Here is a 6469-nt window from a genome sequence, read left to right as displayed (position 1 = left end):
TGGACAACAGTGGCGTCGTTTCGAGCGCGGCGAACCGATCCGGCTCACCACCTAGCCTTGCTGCCGCTTCAAGCGATCGGGCAGGTCTGAGGCCAGCCTGTGATATACTTGTGCGGTTTTATGGTAGCGATGCGCCAGGGTAGCCGGTCTTCACCAGCCGCTTTAACCAGCCCTAGGGGCGCTCGTGGTATGACGACGCAGATCTCAATGACATGGCAAAAGAAGACGTAATCCAGATGGAAGGCGTGGTCGTCGAGACCTTGCCGAACACCGTATTTCGGGTTGAGCTTGAGAATGGCCACATCGTGACGGCCCATATCTCTGGCAAGATGCGCAAGCATTACATCCGCATCCTCACCGGCGACAAGGTGACGGTCGAGCTTACCCCCTATGACCTGACCAAGGGTCGCATCACCTATCGGGTCCGTTGAGCGCGACGCTTTCGTGCGGCGCGCGCGGACCAGAGACGGTCCGCATCGCTTCTATCTCTCAAGTCGGTTAGGCCGGGGCCTTCTCGGTCTCGAAGCTGAAAGCCAGCTCGTCATCCTCGCCGAGACGCACCACCACGGTTCCGCCACCGCTCAGCTCGCCGAATAGCAGCTCGTTGGCGAGCGGCTTCTTGATGTGATCCTTGACCACCCGAGCCATCGGGCGGGCACCCATCTTCGGGTCATAGCCCTTCTCAGCCAGCCATGCGCGGGCATCGGGCTCGACCACCAGCGCCACCTTCTTGTCGGCCAGCTGCGCCTCGAGTTCGAACAAGAACTTGTCGACCACGCTGCCGATGGTCTTGGCGTCGAGGGCACCGAACTGGACCACGGCATCGAGCCGGTTGCGGAACTCGGGCGTGAAGTATTTCTTCAGCGCCTCCATGCCGTCGGTGGAATGATCCTGCTCGGTAAAGCCGATCGAGCGGCGGCTGGTCTCTTCGGCACCAGCATTGGTTGTCATCACCAGCACCACGTTGCGGAAGTCCGCCTTGCGGCCGTTGTTGTCGGTCAGGCTGCCGTGGTCCATGACCTGCAGGAGCAGGTTGAAGACGTCCGGGTGCGCCTTCTCGATCTCGTCGAGCAGCAGCACCGAGTGCGGATGTTTGGTGACCTCTTCGGTCAGTAGTCCACCCTGGTCGAAGCCAACATAGCCGGGTGGGGCGCCGATGAGCCTGGAGACCGTATGCCGCTCCATGTACTCGGACATATCAAAGCGGATCAGCTCCAGACCCATGATGCGTGCCAGCTGGCGCGTGACCTCGGTCTTACCGACGCCGGTCGGGCCGGTGAACAGGAAGGAGCCGATCGGCTTCTCCTCGGTGCCGAGGCCAGAGCGGTTCATCCGGATCGCTGAGGTGAGCGCGTCGATCGCTTCGCCTTGACCATAGACCACCATCTTCAGATCGCGGTCGAGGTTGCGCAGCGACTCGGTATCGGAGGCCGAGACCTTCTTCGTCGGGATACGCGCGATCTTGGCGACGATGGCCTCGACATCGGTCACATCGATGCGTTTCTTGCGCTTGGCTGCGGGCCTTAGCTGCACATTGGCACCGGCTTCATCGATAACGTCGATGGCCTTGTCGGGCAGGTGGCGATCGTTGATGTACTTGGCCGAGAGCTCAGCAGCCGCACGCAGCGCTGGGTTGGTATAGCTGACCTGATGATGCGCCTCGAAGCGGCTCTTCAAGCCCTTGAGGATCTCGATCGTCTCTTCGACCGAGGGCTCGTTAACATCGATCTTCTGGAAGCGTCGTGCGAGCGCACGATCCTTCTCGAAGATGCCGCGATATTCTTGATAGGTGGTCGAGCCGATACAACGCAGCTCGCCGGAGGCCAGCACTGGCTTGATCAGGTTGGAGGCATCCATGACGCCGCCCGAGGCCGCGCCAGCACCGATGATGGTATGGATCTCATCGATGAATAGGATCGCGTGCGGTTTGCGCTTGAGCTCGGCGAGCACCGCCTTCAGACGCTTCTCGAAGTCGCCGCGGTACTTGGTGCCGGCGACCAGCGAGCCCAGGTCGAGGGCGTAGATGACTGAGACCCCGAGGATCTCGGGCACCTCGCCATCGACGATCTTCTTTGCGAGACCTTCGGCGATTGCCGTCTTGCCGACACCAGCCTCGCCGACCAAGAGCGGATTGTTCTTGCGCCGTCGACAGAGGATCTGTGCGGTGCGCTCGACCTCGCCCGCGCGACCGATCAGGGGGTCGATGCGGCCTTGGCGGGCCATCTCGTTGAGGTTGGTCGCGAAGTTCTCGAGTGCGCTCGGCGATTCCTTCTCGTCACTGCGCACCTCGTCTGGCTCGGCCTGCGACTCGTCGTCCTGGTCCTCGCCGGGCACCTTCGAGATGCCGTGCGAGATGTAGTTGACCACGTCGAGCCTTGAGACATCTTGCTGATTCAGCAGATAGACGGCCTGGCTATCCTGCTCGCTGAACAGGGCGACGAGCACATTGGCACCGGTGACCTCTTTCTTGCCAGCCGACTGCACATGGAACACAGCCCGCTGCAGGACGCGTTGGAAGCCCAGTGTCGGTTGCGTCTCGCGATCGTCGTTCTCTGCGATCAGCGGTGTCGTCTCCTCGATAAAGGTCGCTACATCGCTGCGCAGCTTGTCGTTATCGGCGGCGCAGGCGCGGAGCACCTTGGCCGCGGCTGGGTTATCGATCAGGCAGAGCAGTAGGTGCTCGACCGTCATGTACTCGTGTCGCTTTGCCCGCGCCTCTTTGAACGCCTGGTTCAGCGTGAATTCAAGCTCTTTGCTCAACATGGACTGTGACCCCGGGACCTATCTGTGAAGACGGAATGTTGTTTAAGGCGCATCTCAGGCCTCTTCCATCGTGCAGAGCAGCGGATGATGGTTCTGGCGCGAGAAATCGTTCACTTGCGAGACCTTGGTCTCGGCGATGTCGCGTGTGAAGACGCCGCAAACACCGACGCCGCGCGTGTGCACATGCAACATGACCTGGGTCGCCTTCTCGGGCGACATGCTGAAAAAGGTCTCGAGCACATGGACGACGAATTCCATCGGTGTGTAGTCGTCGTTGACGAGCAAAACCTTGTATAGCGGCGGGCGTTTGAGCGCCGGCTTCGCCTCTTCCACCGAGAGTCCAGCGCCGTCGTCACCTTCCTCCTGATTCGACAAGCGAATCTGGGCAGGGCCAACGGCGTAGAGCGGAGAGTCTGTGAAGAATCGGTGCGGCATCGAGCTGACTAGCGTGGTTCAGTGCCGTTGGGCATGAGCCCCGCGGCGCGAGGTTGATGATGAAGACGCCTCTGACAATATCTTATTGAGTAGGGATCATGGACCGAAAAATACAGCCCCCGAGGTGTCGGCGTCTATGGCTCGGACCAGTGCTGCCTCGCTGCTGCCTTGCTAGGGTCTTCTGCTTGTGGCGGCATCGGCCCGCCGGGCCCGTGGCCTGGCATCGCTGAGCTCATACCCCGAGATTGACCAAGCGCGATGGGCAACTATACTTCTTTGTCACCACCCGTTCATCTGCGCTCTTCATCTGTGCTCAGGGGGTGTCGAGTGCTTGGCCGTTCAGCGGCGGTCCGGCCCACAACAACAAGCTGAACAACCAACCGAAGAAAGAGTGAAGTCGCGGAGGAGTTCTAGATGATCACCGGTATCGTCAAATGGTTTAATAACGCCAAAGGCTACGGCTTCGTCAAACCCGATGGTCGCGACGAGGACGTGTTTGTACACTTCTCGTCGATCGACATGGACGGCTATAAGACCCTGAAAGAAGGGCAGAAGGTCCAGTTCGAGGTCTCGCAAGGGCCGAAAGGGCTGCATGCGGCCACGGTCCAGCGCGCGATGCAGTAGCTGTCGTCAACGACAGGATGAGGGCCAAGACGCCCCGGCTAGCAGCTAGTCGGGGCGTCTTACTAAGCACTGAATGGGGTTGCCATCCGAGGTGACGGCTGGTCGAGACCTGCCGAGTAGGGTCTTGGTTGGCTAACCCATCCTGGCGATAACGGCATCGCCGAAGGCCGAGCAGCTAAGCTTGGTCGCGCCCTCCATCAGTCGCTCGAGGTCGTAGGTCACGGTCTTGGCCGCGATCGCACCCTCGATGCCTCCAATCACCAGGTCTGCTGCCTCGGTCCAGCCGAGGTGGCGCAGCAGCATCTCGCCAGAGAGCAGCAGTGAGCTGGGGTTGACCTGGTCTTTGCCAGCATACTTGGGCGCGGTGCCGTGGGTCGCCTCGAACATGGCGACGCTATCCGAGAGGTTGGCGCCTGGGGCCATGCCGATACCGCCGACTTGAGCGGCGAGGGCGTCGGAGATGTAGTCGCCGTTCAGGTTCAAGGTGGCGATGACGTCATAGTCCTTCGGACGCAGCAAGATCTGCTGCAGGAAGGCATCGGCGATCACATCCTTGACGATGATGTCCTTGCCGGTCTTCGGGCTCTGGAAGCGGCACCAGGGACCGCCATCGAGGAGCTCGGCGCCGAATTCTTCGCGCGCCAGCTCATAGCCCCAGTCCTTGAAGGCGCCCTCGGTGAATTTCATGATGTTGCCCTTGTGGACCAGGGTCACCGAGTCGCGCCCGTTGTCGATCGCGTACTGGATGGCCTTGCGCACCAGCCGTTTGGTGCCTTCGCTTGAGACCGGCTTGATGCCGATACCGGAGCTAGCCGGGAAGCGGATCTTGGTCACGCCGAGCTGGTCTTGGAGGAAGCCGATGAGGGTCTTGGCCTCCTCGCAGCCTGCTGGCCATTCGATGCCGGCGTAGATGTCTTCCGAGTTCTCGCGGAAGATCACCATGTCGGTGTCTTCTGGACGTTTCAGCGGGCTCGGCGTGCCCTGGAAATAGCGCACCGGGCGCAGGCAGACATAGAGATCGAGCCGCTGACGCAGCGCCACATTGAGCGAGCGGATGCCGCCGCTGACCGGTGTTGTGAGCGGACCCTTGATCGAAACCACATAGTCGCGAACGGCGTCGAGGGTCTCATCTGGCAGCCAGACATCGGGTCCGTAGAGCTTGGTGGCCTTTTCGCCGGCGAAGATCTCCATCCAAGCGATTTGCCGTTTGCCGCCGTAGGCCTTGCTGACGGCTGAGTCCAGGACCTTTTTCAGCACCGGGGTGATGTCGATGCCGATCCCGTCGCCTTCGATGTAGGGGATGATCGGGCTGTCGGGAACGACGAGACTGCTGTCAGGATTGACGCGGATTGGCTCGCCGCTTTCTGGTAACTGGATCTTCTCGAAGGCCATGGATTTGATGCTCCTGTTGTTTGAATGGACCGGATAGTACCATCGGCGGCGGGCACGATGCCGGCTGGCGGGGGCTGGCATCTGGCCTGTGGGCAGGGCCCGGAGCCCGGTATGACGGTTCAGGTTGGCTTGTGTTCGCGGCGAGTGCATGTCATATCAGCGGCCAACAGCGGCTTTAGTTTGAGGTACTGCTCCATGTCCAACGCGCGCAATGTCCTAGGTGAGCCACTCGAAACCTGCTCGACCGAGCCCTTGACGGGCTTTACCCGCAGCGGCGACTGCGAGACCGGCCCCGAAGACCTGGGCTCGCACACGGTCTGCGCGCGCGTGACGCGCGAGTTCCTGGAGTACTCGAAGACGCGCGGCAACGATTTGATGACGCCCGTGCCGGCATTCGGTTTCCCGGGGCTCAAGCCCGGTGATCGCTGGTGTCTCTGCGCGGCGCGCTGGCAAGAGGCGTTAGAAGCTGGCTGTGCACCGCGCGTGGCGTTGCGCAGCACGCATGAGCGGACGCTCGAGGTCTGCGATCTCGGCGACCTCAAACGGCACGCCGTCGATCTATCTTGAGCTCGACCCGTCGAAACGGACTCAAAGAAGGGCTTCTCAGTGGGGGCTTCACGGCCGTGCCAAGGCTGCTGCTGCGATTCGCGCTGACGTTATTCCTTGCGTTGAGCTTGAGTGCCTCGGTTGCGGCCATGTCGCTCTTGCCTGGATGCACCGTACCGCAGGCGCGCGATGCCCAGCCGCTGGCAGCAGCGGCCAGCTCGGCCCCGCTGTTGGCCGACGAGGTGTTAGTGAAGAAGGGTCAGCGGCGGCTGTATCTGATGCGAGACGGCAAGCCGTTTCGCACCTATCGCATTGCGCTCGGCTTTGCGCCCGAAGGCCACAAGGAGCGTGAGGGCGATGGCCGAACACCAGAGGGGCACTATCTGCTCGATTGGCGCAATCCATGGAGTCGTTTCACCAAGGCCATCAACATCTCCTATCCCGATGCCAAGGACCGGGCGCGAGCGGCTGCGCGCGGGGACAGTCCCGGAGGCGCGATCATGATCCACGGGGAGCCGCGCCGGTCGCTTGACCCAGCGCTGCGTGACCTGATCCGCTACGAGGATTGGACCGAAGGTTGCATAGCAGTTTCGAACCTGGCAATCGATGAGATCTGGCGCTACACCGTCGACGGAACGCCGATCGAGATTCGGCCTTGAGCGAGCCTTGAGCGAGACGAAGAAACGGCAGTTGAGCCGCCCTCAGGAGG

7 protein-coding genes are annotated in these 6469 nt (G+C 61.5%); 4 read left to right on the top strand and 3 right to left on the bottom strand.

The annotated features are described in order from the left end of the window. Window positions 1-212: 212 nt before the first annotated feature. Window positions 213-431 carry a translation initiation factor IF-1 gene (infA, locus tag ACY693_RS13150; RefSeq protein WP_462322281.1) on the top strand — a complete coding sequence of 73 codons (219 nt, stop codon included), beginning with the start codon at window positions 213-215 and terminating at the stop codon, window positions 429-431. Between the two features lie 67 nt (window positions 432-498). On the opposite strand, the gene clpA is transcribed toward infA, so the two are convergent. Together clpA and clpS are read right to left on the bottom strand one after the other, a co-directional pair. Then, the gene (gene clpA, locus ACY693_RS13145) at window positions 499-2763 is read right to left on the bottom strand and encodes an ATP-dependent Clp protease ATP-binding subunit ClpA (protein WP_462322280.1); all 2265 of its coding nucleotides are present in this window, start codon (window positions 2761-2763) and stop codon (window positions 499-501) included. A 54-nt stretch (window positions 2764-2817) separates the two neighbouring features. Beyond that, window positions 2818-3198, bottom strand: coding sequence for an ATP-dependent Clp protease adapter ClpS (gene clpS, locus ACY693_RS13140; protein ID WP_462322279.1), 381 nt, complete (start codon window positions 3196-3198; stop codon window positions 2818-2820). A 414-nt stretch (window positions 3199-3612) separates the two neighbouring features. Here clpS and cspD point away from each other — a divergent pair, with 414 nt between their 5' ends. Next, complete coding sequence (gene cspD, locus ACY693_RS13135) at window positions 3613-3822, top strand: cold shock domain-containing protein CspD (RefSeq protein ID WP_462322278.1); 210 nt, start codon at window positions 3613-3615, stop codon at window positions 3820-3822. A 132-nt stretch (window positions 3823-3954) separates the two neighbouring features. Here the strand turns inward: cspD and icd are convergent, their stop codons facing one another. Beyond that, window positions 3955-5214: an NADP-dependent isocitrate dehydrogenase gene (gene icd / locus ACY693_RS13130; RefSeq protein WP_462322277.1), complete on the bottom strand. Its 1260-nt coding sequence runs from the start codon at window positions 5212-5214 to the stop codon at window positions 3955-3957. Window positions 5215-5409: 195 nt separating this feature from the next. On the opposite strand from icd, the gene ACY693_RS13125 reads away from it, so the two are divergent. Both ACY693_RS13125 and ACY693_RS13120 read left to right on the top strand, forming a co-directional pair. Then, the gene (locus tag ACY693_RS13125) at window positions 5410-5781 is read left to right on the top strand and encodes a DUF2237 family protein (protein ID WP_462322276.1); all 372 of its coding nucleotides are present in this window, start codon (window positions 5410-5412) and stop codon (window positions 5779-5781) included. Further along, window positions 5778-6419, top strand: coding sequence for a L,D-transpeptidase family protein (locus ACY693_RS13120; protein WP_462322275.1), 642 nt, complete (start codon window positions 5778-5780; stop codon window positions 6417-6419). Before ACY693_RS13125 ends, ACY693_RS13120 begins: the two co-directional genes overlap by 4 nt. Window positions 6420-6469 lie beyond the last annotated feature (50 nt).

Source organism: Halochromatium sp. (assembly GCF_054919635.1).
The sequence above is the reverse complement of the archived record's forward strand: the minus strand, read 5'-3'. Positions and strand labels throughout refer to the sequence as shown.

Excerpts from the sequence above, each read along its gene's own strand:
- infA (WP_462322281.1), top strand. The coding sequence starts at position 213 with ATGGCAAAAGAAGACGTAATCCAGATGGAAGGCGTGGTCGTCGAGACC.
- clpA (WP_462322280.1), bottom strand. The coding sequence starts at position 2,763 with ATGTTGAGCAAAGAGCTTGAATTCACGCTGAACCAGGCGTTCAAAGAG.
- clpS (WP_462322279.1), bottom strand. The coding sequence starts at position 3,198 with ATGCCGCACCGATTCTTCACAGACTCTCCGCTCTACGCCGTTGGCCCT.
- cspD (WP_462322278.1), top strand. The coding sequence starts at position 3,613 with ATGATCACCGGTATCGTCAAATGGTTTAATAACGCCAAAGGCTACGGC.
- icd (WP_462322277.1), bottom strand. The coding sequence starts at position 5,214 with ATGGCCTTCGAGAAGATCCAGTTACCAGAAAGCGGCGAGCCAATCCGC.
- ACY693_RS13125 (WP_462322276.1), top strand. The coding sequence starts at position 5,410 with ATGTCCAACGCGCGCAATGTCCTAGGTGAGCCACTCGAAACCTGCTCG.